Here is a 23,703-nt window from a genome sequence, read left to right on the forward strand (position 1 = left end):
TTCCTGCAGGCGAGGTCAGCGTGGGTGAATCGCCCTTCGCAAGCGCTCTCGCAGTGCTCGGTCGACCACGTACACATATGTTCCGAGTACGCCTCGCGTGAGCAGCACCGAGTACACGTTCGTGACGAACCGGAGGACGTCGTCATCGGAGTACGCGATCCCGAGCCGAGGATTGTTCTCCATGCCCTTCTTGTCGAAGTAGTTCGAGCGGTCGAAGACGATCCGCTGCGTCGCTTCGTCAAACCGCAGGTCGGGCCCGATGATCACCCCTGCGAAGTTGAGGTCATACCCCTGCACAGTGTGTATGGACCCGACTTGCTCGAGAGCTCCCGTCGAGGTGATCCAGTCGGTCTGCGTCCGGTTCCACTGCAAGCGCTGCCCGTCAATCTCGATGTCGTGCGTCTCCGGGTCGTCCTTGCTCTTCCACTTCCATGCGTACCCCGCCACCAGACGGGAGAGTCCGACTTCTGCGTCCTTCGCCCGAATCGCTTCGTGCATCTCGCCGAGGTCGTCGAAAAGTCTGAGATCGTAGTCACCGAAGTTCTCACGCTCGCGAAACACCCCGCCCACAAGCGCTCGGACGAAGGCCACGTAATCCTTTCCCCCCTGCACCCGCATCTGCGTGAAGAGACGGTAGTGGCGGTGCGAGCGACCGGCCTCGGCGATGAGCTCCCCCTGTGTCTGCTGGGGCAAATCAGCCGGACGCACACTCTGGTCCGAGTCGATCAAGAATATCTGGTGCCGGCTCTGCTTCCGAATCCAATCGGCCTGCGTGAGGTGGTCCGCGTCAGCGCCGAACAACTTCTCATTGATCTCGCCGAAGCTCTTGTTCTGCATGCCGGAGGCCTGGTTGGCTCGATGGTTGAGACGGTGCGATTCATCGATGACGAGCAGATCCCACGGCTCGTTGCTCTTCCCGACCTCGAACGGCGTGAGCACCATCGTCCGATCGAGCCCGGGCGTCTTGGCGAACACGCGCTTGAGCGACGCCCGTAACGCTTGCTGCGGGACAACGAGACCGACTCGCGCGGCACGCAGCCGGCGGTGGTTGTCCTCAGTGAAGAAGTCTGAGAAGAGCGCATCGCCCTCCGGGTCGTCGAGCCCGTTGCCCTCGGCGATATCCCGGAGCATCTTGAGCAAGTAGACCGCCACGATGGTCTTGCCCGTTCCGGGATCTCCTTGGACGACGATCGGGGCCGCGGCCTCGTCTTCCCAGTCGTCGAACAGGCCTTCGAGGATGTCCTCCATCGCGATCGCCTGGTCGCGGTTCAGAGCCTTGAACGGGGACAGCTTGAAGAGCTCGCGATTCTCGATCTCGGGCAGGCTGCGGGTGAAGACCTGTTGCTCGCGGAGGGCGTCGAAGATCTCCTTGAAGTTCTCGCGGTACCTCGGCCGGTCGTAGTAGTCAGCGTCGACTATGCCCTTGTTGCTGTTCAGTACCGTGTACTTGCCGTCGGCGGCCAGCAGTGCGATTAGCTTCGATTCGAGATCCAGGCACACCGATTTGTTGAAGGTGTCGTCGAGGACGAGTCGAACCACCTTGAGCGTGCGGCGTTCCGGCGACTCGAGGTGCTGCCGCATCCGCGCGGCAATGTTCAGCGTCTCGCCGACGTAGACACGCCTGCCGTCATCGAGGACGTAGACGACCGGCCAGTTGATGAAGCGCCGATCGTCCTCGCGCCAATTTCGCAGGTGCTGCGAAGTGAATGGGAGCTTCTCGATGTAAAAGCTGGTCATACTTCGTGCTCCGGCCACGCGCTCGCTCGATCGGATACTTGTCCTTCGTCACGGTCAGCTTTTCCCGGATGAGCTCTATTGGTGACGAGCCGATCCGGTCGGCCAAGAGGAAGCAGTACGTCAGCACGTCCGCCAGCTCACCGCGGACTCGTGCATCATCTCCGTCGGCCCGCCACTGGAAGCACTCGAGGAGTTCCGCAGCTTCGATCGAGATGCTCTTCGCGAGGTTCTCCCTCGTATGGAATTGGGCCCATTCGCGTTCGGCGACGTAAGCCCGAAGCTCGTCCTGCAGTTCCTCGAACCCCATGTCGGAACGCTAGCACTGCGACGTTCGCGGTCCGACTCTCCGTCCGCTGTCGACCTACCTGGCAGTCACGCTCGCCCTCGGTCGTTACCGATGTGTCGCCGGTCCGACTCGTGACCCCGGGTCAGGACAGCTCGTACCGATCGACCTCTCCGCGTTGGAACCTACGGTGATGAGCGAAGTACCGTTCCCGCGACTCGTCCCAAAAGGAGCAGGTCCTGCCGAGTAGCCCGTCGACCACACGCTCCAGCGCAGACGTCATCGGATGTCGGCGGGGGCCGGCTTCGATGATGCCGGTCTTCGAGACGGTCACGTACCCGAGTTCGAACAGGTCGTCACAGCCCAGCACGCATGCCGGCATCACGTTGTCGGTCCGACGTCGCTCGGCGTTCGAGGTGTCCGCCCGGCGCTTGATGTGCGCGGCGATCAGCATCGCGACGGGGAGCTCCCGGCCGCACAACGCGCAAACGTCGACGAGGCGGTGGCCGAACAGCGCCCGACGCAAACTCGACTGTTCGCCGCGTTGGTACGACACCACCGGGCGGTCACCCGAGTAGGGCAGCTCAGGTCGGGTGTCGCGGTCACGTGGCCAGGAGCGGTTCTGCGCTACGTCGTTGCTGAGACCCGTCCGGTCGAGAAGCCATTCCGCGAGTGCGCCGTCTACTTCGTGCAGGTAGGACTGTTTCAGCGCACCGTCCGTCCGGAACGGCCATCGTGTCGAGTCCTCGGACACGCGGAGGTCGAACGGGATCTCGTCGCGGGCGATCGGAACATCGAGAACCTCGATGTCGACGCGCAGAACCCGACCGTCAGAGGACCACCGCGTCGTTGGATCCTCGAACGACGGGGCGCCGTCATAGGCAGATTCGAGCACGCTGCTCCACGCGCGGACCTCGCCCCCGGAGTAGTGCAGGACGATATCGCCTGGCTGTGCTTCGAGCATTCGTTCCCAGTGCGACTGGGGACGTCCGGGCCGTCCGTCTTCGCTCGGCCGGGAGCGTTTCGGAGCCCACAGAACGCGTGCTCGGCGTTCCTGATCGAACGTCTGCCCTTGGTTCACCCAGAAGACTCGCACGACATTCCCCTCACACCTGTTAGCCAAACGATCGAGATGCTAGCTGCTGACCGCGTGGGCACCCGCTGCAGCACGACCCCCACAACGGGTGATCGAAAGCTGTTCCCGGAACCCCGAGGATGGTTCAACACGCGTGTCTCGGGACCGGCACGCGAACCGTCACCCAGGGGGCAACACGATGACGATCGCCGGCGACTCAGCAGCAGTTGAGGCACAGCGCCAGCGCGGGCACGCGCGCGAGCTCCGGCGCCAGGCCGACGAAGCGGAGGCCCGAGCCGGCAGATTCGAGGTAGCCCACCGCACCGAGAGCGAGACGGCGGCTCTACTGGCCCCGCTCGCGGCCATCGGCTACCACCTCATCGCCGATCGTCGGTGGCCGGGCAGCCCGACGGCGCAGGTCGACATGGTCGTCGTCGGTCCGAGCGGCGTCTTCATCGTCGACACGAAGGCCTGGCGGGAGGTCGCCGTGCACGACGGTCGGATCACACGCGGGCAGGAGGACGTGACCGACGGCGTCGCCAACCTCGCCGATTTGGCCTGGAACACGGAGAAGGCACTCGCTGAAATCGGGCTCGCTCCTGGCGAGGTCCACGCAGTCGTTGCCCTCGCGGGTCAGCGGTACGTGCAGGCCAACGTCGCATCGGTCGACATCGTCGGAACCCGGGACCTGATCGCTCACATCACCAGGCCCAAGGCTCGGCTCTCCGCCACCAGTGTCGACGCAGTACTTCGTTCAGTCCTCGAGCACTTCCCGGTGATCACGAGTGACACGCTCCGACCTCCGCAGATCGTGGTCTCCCAAACAGTGCTCCCGAGATCGACGGGACTGGGGCTCTCCGATCACCCCGAGATGCACCCGGATCCTGACCTGCACGTCGACACTCTCGACGACGAGATCGTCGACCACCTCCTCGACGGCGTCCTCGAAGCGCCGATTGAGGACTGGATGGCCTTCCTCGACCCCGCTCAGGCGAGGCTCGTCCGGCGCAACTTCAACGGACCAGCTCGCATCCGCGGCGCCGCTGGTACCGGCAAGACCGTGGTCGGCCTGCACCGCGCCGTTTACCTCGCGCGCGCCACCGGCGGCCGCGTCCTGTTCACCACCTACATCCGAACCCTCCCCGCGGTGCTCAAGTCACTGCTCGAGCGGCTCGCGCCCGACATGGTCGGCCGCGTCGACTTCGTCAACGTCCACGCCTTCGCGAGCCGCCTCCTCAAGGAACGCGGAGTCACCTTCCGCGTCGACACCCTAGAAGCACAGCGCGCCTTCTCCGACGCGTGGAACGTGATCAGCGCCTCCAGTCCGCTGAAGGCGCCGCGCTTCACGCGCCGCTACTGGGAAGACGAGATCGCGTACGTGGTCAAGGGCCGGGGACTGACGCACTTCGACGAGTACGCCGACCTGGCTCGCGTCGGCCGGAAGCACGCGCTGCCCGTCGACGTGCGCCACGCGGTCTGGGACCTCTACGAGGGATACACGGCCAACCTGCGGCAACGTGGCGTGTGCGACTTCGAGGACACGGTGCTGCTCGCTCGCGATGCCGTGCGCGAGATCCCACTCGACCGTTACGACGCGGTGATCGTCGACGAGGCCCAGGACCTGTCCTGCGCCATGGTGTCGCTGCTGCATGCGCTCGTCGGCGATCGGCCCGACGGGCTCACCCTGATCGGCGACGGCCAGCAGACGATCTACCCCGGCGGCTACACCCTTGGCGAGGTCGGCATCAGCCTCGCCGGGCGCGGCGTCGTGCTCGATGTCAACCACCGGAACACCGCCGAGATCCTCGACTTCGCCAAGCAGATGGTGGCCGACGACCAGTTCGTCGACATCGAGGGCGTCGATGGCGTCGGTGACGCGGTCTCCGACATCACCCGATCGGGCGAGGAACCCGACCTGCACCACTTCACGAATCGAGATGATCACGACGCGGCGCTGCTCGCACGCGTCGAACAGGTCCTCCGACTCGTGGGGACCGGTCGCGGCGATGTCGGGATCCTCACCGCGACGAACCCGCAGGCGGACAAGGTCCGGGCGCTCCTCGACACCGCCGGTGTGGCGTCGGTGTCGCTCAAGAACTATGCGGGCAAGAGCTCCGACCAGATCCGTGTCGGCACCATCAAGCGGGCGAAGGGCCTCGAGTTCAAGCAGGTGCTCCTGCCGCACGTGCCGGCGAAGCTCCTCGCCGACGCTCCGCAGACCGAGTCCGTCGCCGATCGTGAGCGTCGGGAGCTCGACCGGCGCGAGCTCTACGTCGGCATGACCCGGGCGCGCGACGGGCTGTGGGTGGGCGCTCTGGGCAAGGTCGGCTCCGCCGCCGGCTGAATGTCGTGTCGTGAACGTCTGACGCAGATCTCCGCCATGCCACGATGAATCAACGACCCAAAGGGGCACCAATGGTCGACCGAGCACTCCGTGACCGCCTACAGACACTGTCGGACGTGGCCACCGAGGTCCGCCATCACCGCGCCTCCATCCAGGACGCAGCCGCATCAGCGAAGGACGACCTCCTCACCCGCCGCCTGACCATCACCGGCCCGGCTCTCTCCTGCTCCGTCCTCCCTCTTCGCCCCACCGACACGACCCTCGCGGCCGCGATGCAGCACGCCGCCGCACTCCCCCACGCAGACCGCGCCGCCGAGGACGTCCTCACCGTCCTGACGAAGGACGTCCCCGCAGCCCTCGCCGACGAGGACTCCGCGTCAGGCATCGCCGGCATCTTCGCCGGCCGCGAGCGTCGCGAGGCAGCAGCCCGCGCCGAGCAGTACCTGACGAACACCCTCGCGTGGCTCGACAACGGCGCCCTCACCGCGCTGAAGGCGATCGACACCCGCCACTTCCCCCGCCCCGACGCCACGCTCGACGCACTCCTCGACACCGAGGGCCCGCTCCTCACCGCGACCGCACACCTCGGCCCGGTCGCACTGATCGACCTCGCCCCGATGGCGCACCTCCCGACGACGATCGCCACGCTCCGTTCGGTGGTCGAGACCGAACAGGAGGCCCGTGCGCGCGTCCTCGACGTCGGCCACCGTGTTCGGGACGTCGCGGCCCGGCGCGAGTTGAACACGATGGACATCGACCGGCTCCGCGAGGTCACCCGCGACCAGCTCCGCCTCGGCGCGGTCCGGGACGCCGGCATCCAGACCGTCGGCGAGCTCCTGCGGGCTCCGATCGTCGCCGGTCACCTGCCCGGCATCGGCGAGACGACGGCTGCGCGCATCAACGCCGCTGCCCGGTCGATGCAGGACGCTGCCCGCGAGGACGCCGCCATCCAGATCGACGCTCGCCGGCAGGACACCGCGAGCGTGGCGCTGGTGTCAGCGCTCCGACAGTGGGAGGCCGCGAAGAACGGCGGCGGCCCCCGTGCCGCCGTCCTCGTCGACGAACTCGCTCCCCTGGCGGACGCGGTCGCGCAGCGGGCGATCCTGGGCATCGTGCACCAGCCAGGCGCGCGCGCCTCCGGGTCGTTCAACCCGGCCGAGGGTGCGGTCGAGCGGATCGAGGCGGACGTCGACGACGCCCGCCAGCGTGCGGTCCGCGCAGCGGGCGACCGCGACCGGATCGCGACGACGGACGACTGGAGCGACTTCCTCGACCGTCCGGCCAGCTACTTCGCCCTCCTCGACGAGGTCGGGCTCACCGACTCGACGACGGCCGGCCGCGGGTCGCTGCCCGAGGGCCTGATCGAGCAGATCGAGCAGTTCCACCTGGACACGTCCCTCCTGTCCGCGTCGCTCCGCGGGTACCAGCGCTTCGGTGCGGCGTTCGCGCTCGTGCAGGAGCGGGTCGTGATCGGCGACGAGATGGGTCTCGGCAAGACGGTGGAGGCACTCGCGGCGATCGCGCACGTGGCCGCCACCGCGACCGAGGGGATGCCCCGCTTCGTGGTCGTGTGCCCGGCCGCGGTGGTGGCGAACTGGCTGCGCGAGGCCGAGAAGCACACGTCGGTGCCGGCGTTCCGCATCCACGGCACCGAGCGGCTACGTGGGATCAGCGGCTGGCTGCGTGACGGCGGGGTCGCCGTGACGACGTTCGATACGCTCGAGTGGTTCCGTGCGCACGTGCCCGAGGAGCAGCGGTTCGCCGCGGTCATCGTCGACGAGGCGCACTACGTCAAGAACCCCGACGCGAAGCGTACGAAGCACACCCGCGCGATCCTGGAACGCTCGGACCGGGCCCTGCTCATGTCCGGCACCCCGCTCGAGAACAAGGTCGAGGAGTTCCGGGTCCTCATCGACCACATCCGCCCGGACCTGATGGTCGACCAGGACGACGACCCGCTGGCGTTCCGTAAGCAGATCGCACCGGTGTACCTCCGCCGCAGCCAGGAGGACGTCCTCACCGAGCTCCCCGAACTCGTGGAGGTCGAGGAGTGGACCGACCTCACCCCCGCCGAGGCGGAGCGCTACGCCACCGCGGTCGACACCGAGAGCTTCCACACGATGCGGCAGCTCGCGATGCTCGACGGCCCCGCCTCGAGCAAGATCGCCGCGCTCCGCGACGTCATCGCCGAGGCACGCTCCACCGGCCGCAAGACCATCGTCTTCTCCCACTACCGCGCCGTCCTGGAGGCGGTGCTCGCCTCCGTCGACGGCACCGTCTTCGGTCCGTTGAGCGGTTCCACGTCGCCCTCCGGGCGGCAGGACATGATCGACGAGTTCTCCGCCGCGGCCCCGGGAGCGGTGTTGGTCGCGCAGATCATCGCCGGGGGCGTCGGCCTGAACATCCAGGCCGCGTCGGTCGTGGTGATCTGCGAGCCGCAGCTCAAGCCGACGACGGAGTGGCAGGCGATCGCTCGCGCCCGACGGATGGGGCAGCTCGACGTCGTGCAGGTACACCGGCTGTTGTCCGAAGACGGCGTGGACGCAGCCCTCGTCCGGATGCTCGCGCGGAAGACCCGCTTGTTCGCGGACTTCGCGGCCGTCAGCGACACGGCGAAGGCATCGGTGCAGGCGGTCGACATCTCCGAGTCGCAGCTCATCGCGCAGGTGCTCGCCGACGAGCGAGCGCGGCTGGCGGACGAGCGAGCCGCCGGAGCCGTGACGCCGGAACCGGCCGTCTGACGGGCTGAGCCCTACCTGGCTGCGGCGAGCGCTGCCTCCAGGACGTCCTCCTCGATGATCGGGATGCCGTACTGACGGGCCTTCCGCGCCTTGCCGGACAGGCTGTCGACGTCGGCCGCGATGAGGACGGCCGTCTTCTTCGTGACATTCGGCGCGGACCGGATGCCGAGCCGGGCCAGTTCCGCCTCGATCTCGGTCCGGCTCCGTCGCATCTCCCCGGTCAGCGTGACGATGCTGCCCTCGCCCAGGTCGATCGCGGGCTCCTCCGCGACGGGTGCAGGCGCAGCCTGCGTCGCTGCGGAGAACGACCGCGCGCCCATCCGCGCGGGCTGGCGGCTGTGGACCGCGTGTTCTAGCTCGTCGTCCGTGACGCCGAGCAGCCGTGCGACGCGTTCGAGCTGGATGTGGTCCTGGATCGTGAGGACGCCGCCGGCCCAGACGGCTTCGACCAGGTCGGCGAAGTAGCGCCGGTGCAGGTCGGCCCGCACCGGCTCGCGCAGTCCGAACTCGCGCCCGAACGACGCGAGCTGGTCGGCGTCGCTCGCGGTGAGCAGGTCGTCCGACAGTGCGCGGTCGAGGACGGCCGCGTAGAGCGTCGCCTCGGCACCGCCGTCGACGGCGGGCAGACGGTCCGTCGCGACGTCCACGCGGGTGCGGTCCACGGTGCCGGCCGAGCGGCGGCGTGCGGTCCACGGGGCGGTTCCGGACGGGAGGCCCGGCCACCGCAATTCCGTGGCTCGCGTCCCCCAGGTGGTCCAGCGGGGATCCTGCCGGGAGGACCCGATGTACGCGCCGAGCAGGCTCGCGGTGGCTCGGGCGTCCGCGAGGGCCTCGTGCGCGTCGACGAGTTCGATGTCGTACGCGCTGCAGCAGTCGGCGAGCTTCCGACCGGAACCGGGCAGGAACTCCTGCGCCAGCCGCATCGTGCAGAGTGCGGTGCTCGCCTGCTTGAACGGCGACCGGTGCCCCAGGCGCTCGAACTCGGCGTGCAGGAACCGTGCTTCGAACGAGGCGTTGTGGGCGACGACGACCCGGCCGCGCAGCTTGTCGACCAGGTCGCCGGCGATGTCCGCGAAGGTCGGGGCGCCGGTCATGTCGGCGCCGCGCAGGCGGTGGATGTGGACGGGGCCCAGGTCGCGCTGGGGGTTGACGACGGTCTCGAAGGTCCGCTCGACGTCGCCGTCGGGCGTGACGTGGACGATGCCGATCTCGATGATCCGGTGTCCGTACGAGGGGGCGAGGCCCGTCGTCTCGAGGTCGATCACCGCGTACCCGTTGTGCATCCCGAGTTCCCTCCGCACCCCGACGGACTCTGCGCCGGCGCTCCACCATCCTCATCGTGATCGGGTCAGGCTACGAGCACCTGTTCGAGGGGCGCGTGCCCGACAGGTCGACCTCCGTCTCGCACCAGGCGAGCAGTTCCGGATCGTGCGTCGCCACGACGACCGCGCCACCGCAGTGCCGGATGAGATCCAGACCGTCTCGCACCCGGTCGGCGCTGACCTCGTCGAGCGACGCTGTCGGCTCGTCTGCCAGCACCACCCGCGGCTGTTGGACCAGGACCCGGGCGACCGCGACGCGTTGCTGCTCGCCGCCGCTGAGCAGTCCCGCGCGCGTCCGTTGCTGGCCGCCGAGCCCGATGACCTCGAGCGCAGCAGCGATCCGCAGATCGAGTTCCTGGCGGGTGATCCCGCGAGGGTGGACGACACGGAGGTTCTGCTGGACCGACCATTCGGGAACCACCGCGTGGTCCTGCGTGACGAACCCGATGACGTCACGGCGCAGACGGCGCTGATGATGCTTTCCGGTTGCATGGACGTCGGTCCCGAGGACGTGCACACTCCCCCGGGTCGGGCGTTCCAGCCCACCGAGGCACCGCAGCAGGGTCGTCTTGCCCTGCCCGGAGACGCCGCGAACGGCGATCGCGGCGGAGGGTTCGGCAGTGATGGTGAGTTCGTTCCACAACGTCCGCGAGCTGATGTCGTGCCCGAGCCCGTCAGCAAGGAGCACGGCTTCTTCCTTCATCGCTGGTCCTCTCCTCGGTGTGCAGTGACGGCGAGCAACACCGTGAGCAACGCCGCGGTGGCCAGCGCCACCGCGATCGGCGTGACGGTGGCGCCCGAGAGCACGTGCCCGTCCCTGGGGTGGAGCAGCACCTGCGTCGCCGCTGTGGCGCCGCCGGCGCTCACGGCAGCGGCGACGACGAACCGCCAATGGTGCACGAACCAATGTCGGCCGGTCAGGAATCGCAACCTGGCCGCTCGTCGCGTCCGGACACGGTGATCGGCGGTGAGCGTGAGTCCCGCGAAGACGACGGCGATCCCGGTGAGCATCAACGCGGCCTCCGCGATCACTCGCTCGCCCCGGAGGGCTGCGAGTCGGCCTTCCACCGTCGCTCCCACGCGTCGGTACTGCAGGACGACGTCGTCGAGGCCGGCGCGGTGCACGGCACGTTCGAGCGCTGCCCGGTCGCTGAAGCGGACTTCGCCGTTCGCGACCGCTGTTCCGAGACGGTTCGTCGCGATGTCCGTCGGATCGGGAACCACCAGCACCGGTACTTCGGGCCACGTCGGCAGGTCGGGCTCCACCGCGGACGTCCAGTCGAGGACGGAGCGGGCGATCGACGCAGTCGACGGCACCACGACCGCGCGGATGCTCGGTTCACGCGGAGGTTCCGCGCCCTGCACGTTCCAGCTCTCCGCGAGGTCTGCTTCGGTTGCTGCCCGGAGCGCGTCCCGACTCGTGCCGAGTGCGCTCGGGACGAGCAGCACCGATGCGCCGTGCCCTTCGGCGATCTGGTCCGTGTACCGATCGAGCGCGGACGCCGCATCACCGGCCAGGGTGAAGTGGTCGACGAACGACACTCGCGCCATGCTCGCCGTTCCGTCCAGCAGCGGGCCGAGCGCGATCCGGCCGAACGCGACGTCCTGGTCGTACTCGGTGGAGCTCGTCCCGAGGACGACGTCGTCGCCGTGTGCTGCCTCCCGGACGAGCGTTCGTTCCAGCGACTCGGACATCGTCCGCCGCTGTGAGGCCCTGTCCAGATCGACCGTGCCGAGGACGACCAGGGCGATGCCGGCTGCTGCCACAAGGACCATCGGCCATCGGACGACGCTGCCGGAGCGGAGCTTTCGACACGTCAGGAACGCGAGTGTGGCGTGGACCCCCACGAGCAAGACGCATGTGGGAGCCACCACGGCGATGACCTCGACCGTCGTGAACCGCAGGAGCGGCCAGGTCGCACCGTGTCCGGCCAGGACCGCGAAGATGCATCCGACGACGAGGGCCGCGAACACGCCGACGAGCCCCGCGACCTCCTGGGCCTCCCGTGCTGCCACGGCTCGGCGCGACCATCCCGAGGTCACTCGCAACCGCTGCCGCGCCGCACGGCGGCGAGACTCCGCGACGAGCGCGACGAGGACCCCGAGTGCGACAGCGAGCATCGCGGCGGACCACTCCGGTTGCTCGAGCGACGCGGCGAGCGCCTCGAGGGCGTGGGGCGTCACGTCCTCGTACCGGTACCCGGCTCGATCGAGCCCATCGAGGAAGTCCGTGACGGCAGGCGCAGGACCGCCGACCGAGTACATCGCGATCAGACGGAGTTCGCCGCCGTCACCGATCGGTGCGGTGGACATGCTCCCGCGGAACACCGGAGTAGTCGGCGTCCCGGTGAAGGTGTAGGCGTTCCAGGTGTCAGCGCGTCCTCCGCGATCCGGAACGAGCACTGCCAGCGCCACTCCACGCTCCTGGGCCAAGCGCCGAAGCGTCGCTGTCTGCGTCGCGCCCGTTCGCGTGGCCGGCATGTCGGTGAGCTCGATGGTGGTCCCTGCGCTGAGGAGTCCGAGCGCTTCGACGTCGCCGACCACACCGACCACGAACATCCCGGCGGCGAGGACCGCGGCCGCCACCGCGAGCACGGTGGCGGCCGCGAAGTTCCTCATCCGCGTGTGGCCCAGAAGGACTGGTTCCCCGACACCGCCTTCTTCCGGTGCGCGTAGGCGACCTTCGTCGGCGGCACCCAGTCGGAGCGGGTCGTGATGCCGGACGACCGCACCGACGCACGATGCGTCGACCGATCGTGCACGTACACGGAGTGCACTTCGCCGCTCCAGACGCCGTACGACCACGACCCACCGCCGACCACAGCCGAGCCGTTCCGCGTCGCGGGGCTCCGGTCCGCTGACGCCCCACCCTCGCGCACCACTCCGACCGCGTCGCTCGGTTCGGATGCCGCCGCTGAGCTGGCGCTCCACCCGACGGTGAGCAGCGCAGCTGCGGCGATGGTGGCGATGACGTTCCTCTGCATGGTGGTGTCCCTCTCTGTCCGTGACCGGCCCCCGGCCACGCGGGAACGGTACCGACCGGAACGCAGTATCGGAAGTTCTGCATATTCCGGATCCAACAACCACATCCTCCGATCGGAGGACCCCGTCTCCACCCGCTCCCCCGATCCCCTGGCGTCGACCGCCCGTCAGGCTGGAGGCATGCCCGACACCCCCGCCATCGAGGTCCAGCACCTCACCAAGCGCTACGCCAGCGGCCACACCGCTGTGTCCGACCTCTCCCTCACCATCGCCCGCGGCGAGACGGTCGCCCTGCTCGGGCCGAACGGCGCCGGCAAGTCGACGACGGTGGAGGTCCTCGAGGGCTTCCGCTCCCGCACCTCCGGCGACGTCCGCGTCCTCGGAACCGACCCGGCACGCGCCCCCCGGGCGCACAAGGCCCGGGTCGGCATCGTCCTGCAGACCAGCGCCGAGGCGCCGAACGTCACGGTCGCCGAGCAGCTCAACCACTTCGGCACCTTCTACCCCCGCTCCCGCGGCACCGAGGAGCTCCTCGCCGCCACCGGCCTGGAGGCGCAGCGCAACACCCGCATCAGCCGTCTGTCCGGTGGGCAGCGGCGTCGCGTCGACGTGGCCCTCGGTGTGATCGGGTACCCAGAGGTGCTGTTCCTCGACGAGCCGACGACGGGCTTCGACCCGGAGGCCCGACGCCAGTTCTGGGACCTGGTCAACGGCATCAAGCGCGAGGGCACGACGATCCTGCTGACGACCCACTACCTGGACGAGGCGGCGCACCTGGCCGACCGGGCGGCGGTGATCGCGAACGGTGAGCTCCGCGCGCTCGCCCCGATCGACGAGCTCGGCGGCAGGGAGGCCCGGACACCCCGGGTCCGGTGGCGGGACGACGACGGGCTCCGGCACGAGGAACGCACGACCGACCCGCACGGCCTGGTCCGGAGCACGGCCACGCCGATGCACGACCTGGAGGTCATCCGCCCGTCCCTCGAGGACGTCTACCTCGAGATGGTGGGGGCCGACGCATGAGCACCAGCACCGCACGCACGAGCACTGCATCCATCGGCACGGCCCGCATCGCCACTGCCCGCATCCGGTACGAGGTCCGTTCGTACTTCCGCGCCCCCGACGCCGTCTTCTTCACGTTCCTGTTCCCCGTCGTCATGCTGGCGCTGTTCTCGGTGGCCTTCGCGAGCGCCGACGCCATCCAGGCGGGCCCGGCGAGCGTCGACTACGCCACCTACTACCTGCCCGGGCTCGTCGCGACGGGCATCCTGCTCTCCGGCACGCAGGCGCTCGGCGTCGACATCGCCGGTGAGCGCAGCGACGGCACGCTGAAGCGTCTCGGCGGCACGCCGCTCCCCGTGATGTCGTACTTCGTCGGCAAGATCGGCATGGTCCTGGTGACCACGCTGGTGCAGACGGCGATCCTGCTGGCGGTGGCGAGCCTCCTGTTCGGGGTGACACTCCCGACGGACCCGAGCCGCTGGGGCACGTTCACCGGCGTGTTCCTCCTGGGCATCGCGACGAGCAGCGTGCTCGGCATCGCGATCTCGGCCCTGCCCCGCGAGGGGCGCCGTGCCACCGCGACGATCGTCCCGATCGTGCTGGTCCTGCAGTTCATCTCCGGCGTCTACCTGCCCTTCATGCAGCTGCCGACGTGGTTGCAGGACGTCGCGTCCGTCTTCCCGCTGCGGTGGATGGCGTCCGGCATGCGCTCCGTCTTCCTGCCCGGTGCGTTCGAGGCGGGCGAGCCGGGAGGCTCGTGGCACCTCGGTCTCGGAGCGCTCGTCCTGGCAGGGTGGCTGGTCCTCGGTCTGGTGGCCTGCCGCCTCACGTTCCGCTGGAACCGCGAGGACGGCTGACGCCGATGTCGCCTCGTGGGGTACGGCCTGTGGAGAACTCCCGGATCGACGGGATGAGGTGGGAGGCTGTCGGTATGCCAGGAGCAGACGTCACGACCACACCCACGTGGGTGCGCAACCGGTGGTTGCACGTGTTCTTCGCTGCCACGATGGCGCTGACACTCGCGATCGCTGCATTGGGGTGGTCGCCGTGGTCGAGCCGATGGCTGGCGTACGTCACGATCGCGGTCCTGGTCGTCGCGTACGTGGCGTACGGACGTCGTGGGTACGACGACCCGCGGGCCGCGGCGTGGTTCCTGCCGCTCGTGCTCGTCGCCGCGGTCGTCCTGCCGTCGGTCGCCCCGAGCACCGCGATCGTGCAGTGCATCCTGTTCCCGCTGGTGTGGTGCCAGACCGAACGCACCCGGTCGGCTGTCCTGCTGACGGTCGCTGTCGGCGTGCTCTCCGCGGTGGGTCTGATGGTGTCGGGTGGCCCGGACGCCCTGGTGTCGACGATCCTGGTCGAGGGCACCAGCATCATCGGGTCCTGCGCCTTGGGCGGTTGGATCTCGAGCGTCGCCGCGCTGTCGGAAGAACGACGGCAACTGGTGCAGGACCTCCGTGCCGCACAGCAGTCCCTCGCTGACGCGAACCGTGCCGCGGGCATCGCCAGCGAACGGGAGCGCCTGGCGCGTGAGATCCACGACACCGTGGCGCAGAACCTCGCCGGCATCGTGATGCTCACCGAACGTGCGCGCAACGACCTGGCCGACGATCGTCCCGATGCCCTCGACGAGCGGTTGACCGTGCTCGAGGAGTCCGCCCGCGCCGCACTCGAGGAGTCCCGCGTGCTCGTCGCCGCGGGGTCGGCCGGCACCACGCGCGACAGCCTGGCCGGGGCACTCCACCGTCTCGGCGAGCGCCACACCCGCGAGACCGGGACCCCGGTGACGGTCACCGCTGCCGACGGGGTCCTCGACCGCGATGCGCAGGTGGTCCTGCTCCGGGTCGCACAAGAGGCACTGTCGAACGTCCGCGCGCACGCCGACTCGACGGGGGTGACGATCACGCTGCTGCACGAGCCGGACCAGGCGGTGCTGCAGCTCACCGACGACGGTGTCGGCTTCGACCCGGCGGTGCCGACCGCCGGCCACGGGCTGCGCGGACTCCGTGAGCGGCTCGCCCTCGCGGGTGGGACCTGCGTCATCGCCAGCACGCCCGGCAGCGGGACGACCGTGACGGCGACCCTGCCGACCGCCGCACCGATGCCTGCCGGAGCCGCACCGAGCCTCCCGGCCCGACCGCAGGCAGCCGCAACCGCAACCGCCCCGGTGGTGTCCCGGTGATCCGCGTCGTGGTCGCCGACGACCACCCGATCGTCCGCTCTGGCATCGTCGCCCTGCTCCAGGCGGCGGACGACATCCAGGTCATCGGGCAGGCCGCCGACGGCGCCGCAGCGGTGTCGATCGTGCTCGCGGAGCGGCCCGACGTCGTGCTGATGGACCTGCGGATGCCGGTGCTCGACGGTGACGCGGCGACCGCTCAGATCCTCGAGGATGCGCCCGAGATCCGGGTACTGATCCTCACGACGTACGAGTCCGACGACCAGATCCTCGCCGCCATCGAGGCCGGCGCCACCGGCTACCTGCTCAAGGCGGCGCCGGAGTCCGAGATCCTCGCCGGGGTCCGGGCGACCGCTCGGGGTGAGACGGCCTTGGCTCCCTCAGCGGCTGCGGCGCTGGTCCGACGAGCGGTGGGGACGACACCGACCGGGCCGTCCCTGACCCCGCGCGAACTCGAGGTCCTGCGCCTGGTCGCCCAGGGCAACAGCAACCCCGGGATCGGCCGCGTGCTGTTCCTCAGCGAGACGACCGTGAAGACGCACCTCGGCCACGTGTTCGAGAAGCTCGGTGTCAACGACCGCACCCGTGCCGTGACCCGAGCGATGGAGCTAGGCCTGCTCCCCTGATCCCGCAGCGGGATACGGCTCGCCAGCAGGAAGTTGGCCGTGTCCGCCTGCAGGAGCGACACGCCGTCGCGCTGTGGCGTCTCGAGGTCGGTGGACCAGGAGAGGCGTCGGACATCACTCGTCGTGTGCTGCTGAGCGATCTGCTGCGCTTCCTTGCTGCTGAAGAGCCGGACGTGGTGACGAGGTGCGTGACGGTCCCGCCACGCACCTCGTCACTCGCGGACTTCACCGGTCAGTCCTCATCCACGGCGCGGTCTCTCGCCGCCCAGCGTTCGAGTAGCGGTTCGACGCATTTGTAGAGCACGACGCTGATGCTCGAAGCGAGCAACGCGGACAGCCCACTTGCCGCCATCGGCACCATCAGCAACCAGAGGAAGCCGATCGACGCAGCTTCTGCTGCCAGCGTGCCACCCCGTTCATGCCCCCGGACCAGGCGACGCGTGACGCGTTCGAGCGGAGCACCGAGAACGACCATCAGCGCTACCGCCGTCATCAGCCAACCGGCGACCATCAGCGGAGTCACTCCCGTCCGGAGCCCACCGAGCCCCGGAACGAGCGCCACCGTTGCCACTCCGACGGCTAACGGCGCGCTGGACACGAGCAGGGCCGACACCAACCAGCCCAGCAGGATCGCTTTGTCACCGAGACCGAGCGCCGGAGTCGGCGGGTGCGGCCCGTCGGGCAGCATCGTCACAGCCCCACGAAGACGACGATCCACTGTGCCGCGGTGATCGCGACGTCGGTGGGTACCCCGACGTGCACGAGCGCCGTGACGACTGCCCCCTGCTGGAACTGGTCGAGGTCCTCGACGACGCCGATGATCTTGCTCGCGTACGGGCGGACCTTCGCCGGGAGTTTGTTCACGCTGTAGCGGAGGACCTGGATCACGGCCTTCTTGGCGATCGTCGTCCAGATGTTGCGTTGTGCAGAACCAGGCCGACCTGGGCGCTCGGCACGAGCAGCCATGGCACGAGCGACGCTGACGCCTTCCGCATCACCCGCCGCGGAGGCCCGCTCCGCGATGTCGTTCCAGTCCGAGACGCCCAAGCTCGCGACCCGTGATTCGACCGTCGCCGAAGGAATGACCACCGGTGTCGCGTGAGCGGCGAGCGGCTGGGACGCGAGTGCAGCCGTCAGGATCAGGCCGACGCCCGCGAGGGCTGAGCGCTTCTGCATGGAAGTCCTCTCCGTCGAGACCATCCCGACTGGTACTGATACTCCACATGACACAGGCAATGGGGAAGTCCGCGCTTCGGAGGACACGGCTCACGAGCGTCGCTGCTCGCACCGGAGCATGACCGACCCGCCTCGACCCGCCTACGCTCGAAGAGATGCCCGCACCACGTACGACCCTCGACCCCACTGCCACGAGCGACGGCTTCATCCGCGTCCGCGGCGCCCGCGAGAACAACCTCCGCGACGTCGACGTCGACATCCCCCGCGACCGGATCGTCGCCTTCACGGGGATCTCCGGCTCGGGCAAGTCCTCGTTGGCGTTCGGCACGGTGTTCGCCGAGGCCCAGCGCCGTTTCCTGGAGTCCGTCGCGCCGTACGCCCGACGTCTCATCGCCCAGGGGTCGACCCCGCACGTCGAGTCGATCACGGGCCTCCCGCCAGCCGTCGCCCTGCAGCAGCGCCGCGGAGCCCCGAGCTCTCGATCGACGGTGGGGACGCTCACGACGCTGAGCAACTCGACCCGCATGCTCTACTCCCGCGCCGGCACGTACCCGGAGGGCGCCGAGCAGCTGTACTCGGACTCGTTCTCGCCGAACACCGTCGCCGGGGCCTGCCCGCGCTGCCACGGGTTGGGTGTCGCGCACGAGGTGACCGAGGCCTCCGCCGTCCGCGACCCGTCGTTGAGCATCCGCGACGGTGCGATCACGGCGTGGCCCGGTGCGTGGCAGGGCAAGAACCTGCGGGACGTGACGGCCGGTCTCGGCTACGACATCGAGCGCCCGTGGCGTGAGCTGCCGCAGACAGATCGCGACTGGCTGCTGTTCACCGAGCAGCAGCCGGTCGTCGAGGTGCACCCGAAGCGTGACCGGGTCGCGAAGCCGTACAAGGGCAAGTTCTGGAGCGCGCGGCAGTTCGTCCTGCACACCCTCGCCGACTCGCAGAGTGAGTCGCAGCGGAAGAAGGTCCTGCAGTTCGTCGAGTCGGGTCCGTGCACGCTGTGCGGTGGCTCGGGGTTGACGCGGGCGGCTCTCGCGGTGACGTTCGGCGGGATGACGATCGCCGAGCTCAACGGTCTGCCCCTGTCCGGCGTCGCCGCGGTCCTCCGCCCGACGGCTGAGCTGACCGACGCTGCGGCCGCCACCTCGCGCACCACCTCGGGTGAGCGGACCGAGGTCGCCGTCGCCATCGCCCGTGACCTGCTAGGCCGCGTCGAGGTGCTCACCGGGCTCGGCCTCGGCTACCTGAGCCTCGACCGTGCGACACCGACGCTCTCCCCCGGCGAGATGCAGCGTCTCCGCATCGCCACTCAGCTGCGGAGCGGCCTGTTCGGTGTGGTCTACGTCCTCGACGAGCCGAGCGCGGGCCTGCACCCGGCCGACGCCGAACCGCTGATCCAGGTCCTGGAGGACCTCCGCGCCAGCGGCAACAGCGTCTTCGTCGTCGAGCACGACATGCGCATCGTCCGCCAGGCGGACTGGATCGTCGACGTCGGTCCCGGCGCCGGCACCGCCGGCGGCACCGTCCTGTACAGCGGCCCGGTCGACGGCCTCGCCGACGTCGACGCATCGGTCACGCGCCGCTTCCTGCAACCGCGGAGCACCGACCGGGAGGCACGCCCCACCCGCTCACCGATCGGCACCCTGGCAATGCGCGACGTCACCCGCCACAACCTCCGCGGACTCGACGTCGACCTGCCGCTCGGCGTCTTCACCGCCGTCACCGGGGTCTCCGGCTCCGGCAAGTCCTCGCTGGTCGGCGGCGTGCTGCCGGCCCTGGCGGGCGACCACCCGACGGTCAGCCGCGTGGTCGAGGTCGACCAGAAGCCGATCGGCCGGACGCCCCGGTCGAACCTCGCCACCTACACGGGGCTCTTCGACGCGGTCCGGACGGCGTTCGCGGCGACCGACGACGCGAAGGCCCGCGGCTGGACCGCCGGACGGTTCTCGTTCAACGTCGCCGGCGGCCGGTGCGAGGTCTGCCAGGGCGAGGGGTCCGTCTCCGTGGAACTGCTGTTCCTGCCGGGGAGCTGGGCGCCGTGCCCGGAGTGCCACGGCTCCCGGTACAACGACGAGACGCTCGAGGTCCGCTGGAACGGCTCGACCATCGCGGACGTCCTCGGCATGACCGTCGACGAGGCCACCCCGTTCCTCGCCCCGATCCCGGCCGCTGCCCGCGCACTCGAGGCCCTCGGCCAGGTCGGTCTCGGCTACCTCCGACTCGGGCAGCCCGCACCGGAGCTGTCCGGCGGCGAGGCCCAGCGCATCAAACTTGCCACCGAACTGCAGCGCGCCCGCTCCGGTCACACGCTCTACGTCCTCGACGAGCCGACCACGGGCCTGCACCCGGCCGACGTCGAGCGGCTGACCGAACAGCTGTCGCAGCTCACGGACGCGGGCAACACGGTGGTGGTCGTGGAGCACTCGATGTCCGTCGTCGCCGCGGCCGACCACGTCATCGACATGGGCCCGTCCGGTGGCGACGCCGGCGGCCAGGTCGTCGCGGCCGGCACGCCGGCCGAGGTCGCGGCCTCGCCGGACAGCCGCACTGCTCCGTACCTCCGCGCCGAACTCGGCCTCTGACCTGACCCGCCGCCGGACGGGAGGCGCGGTGCGGTCCCGCCCCGTGCCTCCCGTCCGGCGTTGTCCACAGATCTCGGGCCCGTGCGGCGTGGACCGCCGTGTCGGCGGTACGGTCCCGGGATGCAGCACTGGGAGGCCGACGAGCACCGGAGCCGCCACATGGCGCGCTTCGGCCGACGGGACACCGCGCCGGAGCTCGCGCTCCGTCGGGCCCTCCACGGTCGCGGCCGCCGGTTCTTCGTCGACCGTCGGATCAGCAGCCGGACGAGAGCGCGCGGTGACCTCGTCTTCCCGCGGGCCCGTGTGGCCGTCTTCGTCGACGGCTGCTTCTGGCACTGGTGCGAGGAGCACGCGCACCTGCCGAAGGCGAACGCCGAGCTGTGGCGGGCGAAGCTGCTCGCCAACCGCCGTCGTGACGCATCGCACGACGCCGTCCTCCGTGCCGAGGGTTGGCGGGTGATCCGGATCTGGGAGCACGAGGACGTCACGGCCGCCGCCGACCTGGTCGAGGCTGCGCTCGACCGGTGGGACCGCATCACGTCACGACGGTCCGAGCGTGCCTACCCGACCGCGGCGAACGCCTCCCGTGCACCCGCGGCGTCCTCGGCCGGCGGCCGGCCGTACGCCTCCCGGTAGTCCCGTGAGAAGTGCGACGCGCTGCGGTACCCGACGGCCGTCGCCGCACGGGCCGCGGTCTCGCCGAGGACGACCATCCGCCGCCGTGCCTCCCCGAGCCGCGCGCGCTTGAGGTACTGCGCCGGCGACATGCCCGTCGTCTGCTTGAACCGGGTGAACAGCGTCGAAGCACTGGTGAGCAGGGTGCTGGCGAGCCGGTCCATCGACCACGGTTCGTCCAGCCGGTCGATGAGCAGCGCCGTGGCCTTCGCGACGACGGACTCGTTGTCGTGGGCCGCCAGGATCCGCGGTGCCTGTTCGGTCTGCAGCAGCCGGAGCACGACCTCCCGCGAGACCAGCGGGAACAGGACCGGCACGTCCTCCGGGGTGTCGAGGAGCCCGACCAGCCGGGCGAAGGCGTCGGCCAGGGCCGGCGTCCACGTCCCGAGCCGCGGGGGTTCGACGAGCGGGGCTGCCGAGCGGGACATCGAGGCCACGACCTCCCCGACGACGACCGGGTCGAGCCGCCAGACGACGGCCACGAAGCCGCGGTCCTCCACCTCGGTGACGCCGGCGACGACGGGCAGGTCGACGGGTGTGATGAGGAAGTGTTCGCGTCCCCACTCCTGGTCGTCGTCGCCGACGATGGAGCGCTTGCGGCCGACGAGGACCACGGACAGGGACGGCACGTACCGCTGGTACCCGAGGTCGGTCGGCGCATCGACCTGCGAGACACGCATCTGCAGGGCGGCTGCCCGACCAGAGGCTCCGGAGACGGGGAGCAGTCCACCGTCCGGCCAGGCACCGGGCGGGACGGCGGCGAGACGGTCCGCGTGCGCGAGAGCGGTCCGTGCAGCCCGGTCGAGCGCTGCTGCCACCTCGGGGTCCATGCCGCCACCGTACCTCCGGCAGCCGACGATCAGGTCCGTCCACTGGCGCCGGGATCCTGTCACCGGATCCGGCAAGCACTGTGCTGATCCGGGCAAGGCGCAGGGTCCCGCCGACGGCGAGCATCGAACCATGACCACCAACGACACGACAACCCCGACCCCCACTGCACAGACCCACTCGGCACAGTCCCTCGCCGGCCGCACTGCCCTCGTCACCGGCGCTTCGAGCGGCATCGGCGAGGCCATCGCACACGAACTCGCCGCCGCCGGCGCAGCAGTCGTCGTCACCGGTCGCGACGCCGCCCGAACCGACCGCGTCGTCGCTGACATCCGCGCTGCCGGTGGCACCGCCCATCCCCTCGTCGCTGACCTGGCCGGCACCCCGGACCAGGTCCGCGCCCTGGCGGAGCAGGCCACGAGCCTCCTGGGCGGCCGCGTCGACGTCCTCGTCAACAACGCCGGCGTCTACCCGGTCGGCCCGACCGCGACCCTCAGCGACGACGACGCCGAGGCCCTCTGGACCACGAACGTCCGCGCGCCGCACGTCCTCGTCGGCGCCCTCGCTCCGGCGATGGCGGAGCGCGGCACCGGCGCGATCGTCAACGTCGGCTCGTGGATGGCCCGCGTCGGGGTCCCGTTCGCGGCGCTCTACCCGGCGACGAAGGCCGCGGTCGAGCAGCTCACCCGCGCGTGGGCCGCGGAGTTCGGTCAGGCGGGCGTCCGGGTGAACACGGTGTCGCCCGGCGCGACGGCGACGCCGGGCAACGCCGACTCCGCCGACGTCCTCGCGGCGATGACAGCCGGCACCCCCGCCGGCTCCCCCGTCCGCCCGGTGGACATCGCACGTGCGGTCCGCTGGCTGGTCTCGAACGAGGCGGCTTTCGTGCACGGGGCGACCCTCGACGTCGACGGCGGGATCGCCGCGACGCGACTCGCGTAGACGTCGACGACGGACGGGAGGCACGGGACCAGCTGGTCCCGTGCCTCCCGTCCGTCGTGTGGTGCCGTCCGTCACCCCGTGACGTACATCACTTCTCCTTCACCAGGTGAGGACGAAACGCCCGCGGGTCCCGCCCGCTTCGAGACGCTCGTGCGCCTCGGTGGCACGGGACGCCGGCAGCACCTCGGCCACGCGCGGGACGATCGTGCCGCCCTCGACCGCATGCCGGAGGTGCTCCAGCTTGTCGAACGACCGGTACTCGTTGAAGACGGAGACCTGCTCGAAACGGATGCCCTCGGCGCCGTCGCCCTTCCAGCCGCGGACGTCGATGAAGACACCACCGTCGCGGAGGGCCGGCACGACCACGTCTCGCTGCACGGCGCAGTCGGCGAGGGCGTCGACGCCCTCGGGCATGATGGCACGGACGGCGTCGGCGAACCCGTCTCCCCGCGCCACGACGTGGTCGGCGCCCAGGGAGTGCACGAGCGCCTCGTCCTTCTCGGAGGTGTCGGCGATGACGGTGATGCCGGCGGCCTTCGCGAGCTGCACGACGTAGTTGCCGAGGAGACCGGCGGCACCGGTGACGGCGAGGGTCTGCCCGCGCTCGAGGCCGGCGATCTCGAGCATCTGGATGGCGGTGAGCCCGTTCATGGGGACGGTGGACGCTGCTTCGATCGAGGTGCTGCGCGGGATGCGCGTGAACGACCCGACCGGGGCGACCAGGTGCTCGACGTACGCGCCGCCGTGCCCGGTGAGCGGGAGGGCGATGGCCATGACCTCGTCACCGACCGACCAGCCGTCGACGTCCGGACCGACCTCGTCGATGACCCCGGCGGCGTCCATCCCCGGGACGTACGGCGCCGAGGCGGAGCTCGAGTCGCGCTCCCCCGCTCGGACCCCGGTGTCGGTGGGGTTCACCGCGAACGCCCGGACGGCGATGCGGACCGAACCGCTGCCGGCGTGGACGTCCTCGACTTCGTGGACGGCGAGGGCCTCGGGCCCTCCGAACTGTGTGACTCCGACGACCTGCATGCTTCCGGTCTACCGGGTGCCGGGCGTCCGACGTCCAGACAATGCCCGACATGTTCCGGGAATGCAGAAAACCCCTGACGGGATAGAGCGTGATGCTCCACCCGTCAGGGGTTTTCTGTGAAAAGAAGTCCGGCGGCGTCCTACTCTCCCACAAGGTCCCCCTTGCAGTACCATCGGCGC

19 protein-coding genes and 1 pseudogene are annotated in these 23,703 nt (G+C 70.0%); 9 read left to right on the forward strand and 11 right to left on the reverse strand.

Annotated elements, in window-relative coordinates; all coding sequences use genetic code 11:
* Positions 1-15: 15 nt before the first annotated feature.
* The 3 genes and pseudogenes from E9228_RS04245 to E9228_RS04255 all read right to left on the reverse strand — a co-directional run bounded on the left by E9228_RS04245 (position 16) and on the right by E9228_RS04255 (position 2,984).
* Positions 16-1,737 (reverse strand): DUF2075 domain-containing protein, encoded by a 1,722-nt coding sequence (locus E9228_RS04245; RefSeq protein WP_166779291.1) that lies wholly within the window; start codon positions 1,735-1,737, stop codon positions 16-18.
* Positions 1,727-2,044, reverse strand: a pseudogene (locus E9228_RS04250) (nucleotide pyrophosphohydrolase); the annotation flags it as partial. The pseudogene E9228_RS04250 and the gene E9228_RS04245, both read right to left, overlap by 11 nt.
* Positions 2,045-2,165: 121 nt before the next feature.
* Positions 2,166-2,984, reverse strand: a complete 819-nt coding sequence (locus E9228_RS04255; protein ID WP_166779293.1) for a hypothetical protein — start codon at positions 2,982-2,984, stop codon at positions 2,166-2,168.
* A 310-nt stretch (positions 2,985-3,294) separates the two neighbouring features.
* On the opposite strand from E9228_RS04255, the gene E9228_RS04260 reads away from it, so the two are divergent.
* Both E9228_RS04260 and E9228_RS16925 read left to right on the forward strand, forming a co-directional pair.
* Positions 3,295-5,439, forward strand: coding sequence for a nuclease-related domain-containing DEAD/DEAH box helicase (locus E9228_RS04260; RefSeq protein WP_166779294.1), 2,145 nt, complete (start codon positions 3,295-3,297; stop codon positions 5,437-5,439).
* 116 nt (positions 5,440-5,555) lie between these two features.
* The gene (locus E9228_RS16925; RefSeq protein WP_166779295.1) at positions 5,556-8,180 is read left to right on the forward strand and encodes an SNF2-related protein; all 2,625 of its coding nucleotides are present in this window, start codon (positions 5,556-5,558) and stop codon (positions 8,178-8,180) included.
* An 11-nt stretch (positions 8,181-8,191) separates the two neighbouring features.
* Here the strand turns inward: E9228_RS16925 and E9228_RS04270 are convergent, their stop codons facing one another.
* From E9228_RS04270 to E9228_RS04285, 4 genes are read right to left on the reverse strand one after another with little or no spacing between them, the layout of a single operon-like run.
* Positions 8,192-9,481 (reverse strand): exonuclease domain-containing protein, encoded by a 1,290-nt coding sequence (locus E9228_RS04270; RefSeq protein WP_166779296.1) that lies wholly within the window; start codon positions 9,479-9,481, stop codon positions 8,192-8,194.
* Between the two features lie 52 nt (positions 9,482-9,533).
* Positions 9,534-10,205, reverse strand: a complete 672-nt coding sequence (locus E9228_RS04275; protein ID WP_166779297.1) for an ABC transporter ATP-binding protein — start codon at positions 10,203-10,205, stop codon at positions 9,534-9,536.
* A complete protein-coding gene (locus E9228_RS04280; RefSeq protein ID WP_166779298.1) occupies positions 10,202-12,121 on the reverse strand; it encodes a hypothetical protein in 1,920 nt (639 codons plus the stop codon). Before E9228_RS04280 ends, E9228_RS04275 begins: the two co-directional genes overlap by 4 nt.
* Positions 12,118-12,486 (reverse strand): lactococcin 972 family bacteriocin, encoded by a 369-nt coding sequence (locus E9228_RS04285; RefSeq protein WP_166779299.1) that lies wholly within the window; start codon positions 12,484-12,486, stop codon positions 12,118-12,120. Before E9228_RS04285 ends, E9228_RS04280 begins: the two co-directional genes overlap by 4 nt.
* Before the next feature lie 178 nt (positions 12,487-12,664).
* Between E9228_RS04285 and E9228_RS04290 the strand changes: the two genes are divergently transcribed.
* From E9228_RS04290 to E9228_RS04305, 4 genes are all read left to right on the forward strand, one after another.
* Positions 12,665-13,507 carry an ABC transporter ATP-binding protein gene (locus E9228_RS04290; protein ID WP_166779300.1) on the forward strand — a complete coding sequence of 281 codons (843 nt, stop codon included), beginning with the start codon at positions 12,665-12,667 and terminating at the stop codon, positions 13,505-13,507.
* Complete coding sequence (locus E9228_RS04295) at positions 13,504-14,343, forward strand: ABC transporter permease (RefSeq protein ID WP_166779301.1); 840 nt, start codon at positions 13,504-13,506, stop codon at positions 14,341-14,343. The genes E9228_RS04290 and E9228_RS04295 overlap by 4 nt, the downstream gene beginning before the upstream one ends.
* Positions 14,344-14,417: 74 nt before the next feature.
* A complete protein-coding gene (locus tag E9228_RS16930) occupies positions 14,418-15,668 on the forward strand; it encodes a histidine kinase (protein ID WP_166779302.1) in 1,251 nt (416 codons plus the stop codon).
* Positions 15,665-16,291, forward strand: a complete 627-nt coding sequence (locus E9228_RS04305) for a response regulator (protein ID WP_166779303.1) — start codon at positions 15,665-15,667, stop codon at positions 16,289-16,291. The genes E9228_RS16930 and E9228_RS04305 overlap by 4 nt, the downstream gene beginning before the upstream one ends.
* Before the next feature lie 232 nt (positions 16,292-16,523).
* Here E9228_RS04305 and E9228_RS04310 read toward each other — a convergent pair whose 3' ends face one another.
* The gene (locus tag E9228_RS04310) at positions 16,524-16,985 is read right to left on the reverse strand and encodes a hypothetical protein (RefSeq protein ID WP_166779304.1); all 462 of its coding nucleotides are present in this window, start codon (positions 16,983-16,985) and stop codon (positions 16,524-16,526) included.
* Positions 16,982-17,467, reverse strand: coding sequence for a hypothetical protein (locus tag E9228_RS04315; protein WP_166779305.1), 486 nt, complete (start codon positions 17,465-17,467; stop codon positions 16,982-16,984). Before E9228_RS04315 ends, E9228_RS04310 begins: the two co-directional genes overlap by 4 nt.
* Before the next feature lie 155 nt (positions 17,468-17,622).
* Between E9228_RS04315 and E9228_RS04320 the strand changes: the two genes are divergently transcribed.
* Both E9228_RS04320 and E9228_RS04325 read left to right on the forward strand, forming a co-directional pair.
* Positions 17,623-20,046, forward strand: coding sequence for an ATP-binding cassette domain-containing protein (locus tag E9228_RS04320; protein ID WP_166779306.1), 2,424 nt, complete (start codon positions 17,623-17,625; stop codon positions 20,044-20,046).
* A 120-nt stretch (positions 20,047-20,166) separates the two neighbouring features.
* Positions 20,167-20,682 (forward strand): very short patch repair endonuclease, encoded by a 516-nt coding sequence (locus tag E9228_RS04325; RefSeq protein WP_166779307.1) that lies wholly within the window; start codon positions 20,167-20,169, stop codon positions 20,680-20,682.
* Here E9228_RS04325 and E9228_RS04330 read toward each other — a convergent pair.
* Complete coding sequence (locus E9228_RS04330) at positions 20,607-21,551, reverse strand: AraC family transcriptional regulator (RefSeq protein ID WP_166779308.1); 945 nt, start codon at positions 21,549-21,551, stop codon at positions 20,607-20,609. The two genes, E9228_RS04325 and E9228_RS04330, sit on opposite strands and share 76 nt — an antisense overlap.
* A gap of 130 nt (positions 21,552-21,681) precedes the next feature.
* Between E9228_RS04330 and E9228_RS04335 the strand changes: the two genes are divergently transcribed.
* Complete coding sequence (locus E9228_RS04335; RefSeq protein WP_166779309.1) at positions 21,682-22,491, forward strand: SDR family NAD(P)-dependent oxidoreductase; 810 nt, start codon at positions 21,682-21,684, stop codon at positions 22,489-22,491.
* A gap of 99 nt (positions 22,492-22,590) precedes the next feature.
* Here the strand turns inward: E9228_RS04335 and E9228_RS04340 are convergent, their stop codons facing one another.
* Positions 22,591-23,523 carry an NADP-dependent oxidoreductase gene (locus E9228_RS04340; protein ID WP_166779310.1) on the reverse strand — a complete coding sequence of 311 codons (933 nt, stop codon included), beginning with the start codon at positions 23,521-23,523 and terminating at the stop codon, positions 22,591-22,593.
* Between the last annotated feature and the right edge of the window lie 180 nt (positions 23,524-23,703).

Source organism: Curtobacterium salicis, from assembly GCF_011759505.1.
Lineage (GTDB): Bacteria > Actinomycetota > Actinomycetes > Actinomycetales > Microbacteriaceae > Curtobacterium > Curtobacterium salicis.

What these genes read in the sequence shown, in the direction of transcription:
- E9228_RS04245 (WP_166779291.1), bottom strand. Translation starts at nt 1,737, where the DNA reads ATGACCAGCTTTTACATCGAGAAGCTCCCATTCACTTCGCAGCACCTG.
- E9228_RS04255 (WP_166779293.1), bottom strand. Translation starts at nt 2,984, where the DNA reads ATGCTCGAAGCACAGCCAGGCGATATCGTCCTGCACTACTCCGGGGGC.
- E9228_RS04260 (WP_166779294.1), top strand. Translation starts at nt 3,295, where the DNA reads ATGACGATCGCCGGCGACTCAGCAGCAGTTGAGGCACAGCGCCAGCGC.
- E9228_RS04275 (WP_166779297.1), bottom strand. Translation starts at nt 10,205, where the DNA reads ATGAAGGAAGAAGCCGTGCTCCTTGCTGACGGGCTCGGGCACGACATC.
- E9228_RS04280 (WP_166779298.1), bottom strand. Translation starts at nt 12,121, where the DNA reads ATGAGGAACTTCGCGGCCGCCACCGTGCTCGCGGTGGCGGCCGCGGTC.
- E9228_RS04285 (WP_166779299.1), bottom strand. Translation starts at nt 12,486, where the DNA reads ATGCAGAGGAACGTCATCGCCACCATCGCCGCAGCTGCGCTGCTCACC.
- E9228_RS04290 (WP_166779300.1), top strand. Translation starts at nt 12,665, where the DNA reads ATGCCCGACACCCCCGCCATCGAGGTCCAGCACCTCACCAAGCGCTAC.
- E9228_RS04295 (WP_166779301.1), top strand. Translation starts at nt 13,504, where the DNA reads ATGAGCACCAGCACCGCACGCACGAGCACTGCATCCATCGGCACGGCC.
- E9228_RS16930 (WP_166779302.1), top strand. Translation starts at nt 14,418, where the DNA reads ATGCCAGGAGCAGACGTCACGACCACACCCACGTGGGTGCGCAACCGG.
- E9228_RS04315 (WP_166779305.1), bottom strand. Translation starts at nt 17,467, where the DNA reads ATGCAGAAGCGCTCAGCCCTCGCGGGCGTCGGCCTGATCCTGACGGCT.
- E9228_RS04320 (WP_166779306.1), top strand. Translation starts at nt 17,623, where the DNA reads ATGCCCGCACCACGTACGACCCTCGACCCCACTGCCACGAGCGACGGC.
- E9228_RS04325 (WP_166779307.1), top strand. Translation starts at nt 20,167, where the DNA reads ATGCAGCACTGGGAGGCCGACGAGCACCGGAGCCGCCACATGGCGCGC.
- E9228_RS04330 (WP_166779308.1), bottom strand. Translation starts at nt 21,551, where the DNA reads ATGGACCCCGAGGTGGCAGCAGCGCTCGACCGGGCTGCACGGACCGCT.
- E9228_RS04335 (WP_166779309.1), top strand. Translation starts at nt 21,682, where the DNA reads ATGACCACCAACGACACGACAACCCCGACCCCCACTGCACAGACCCAC.
- E9228_RS04340 (WP_166779310.1), bottom strand. Translation starts at nt 23,523, where the DNA reads ATGCAGGTCGTCGGAGTCACACAGTTCGGAGGGCCCGAGGCCCTCGCC.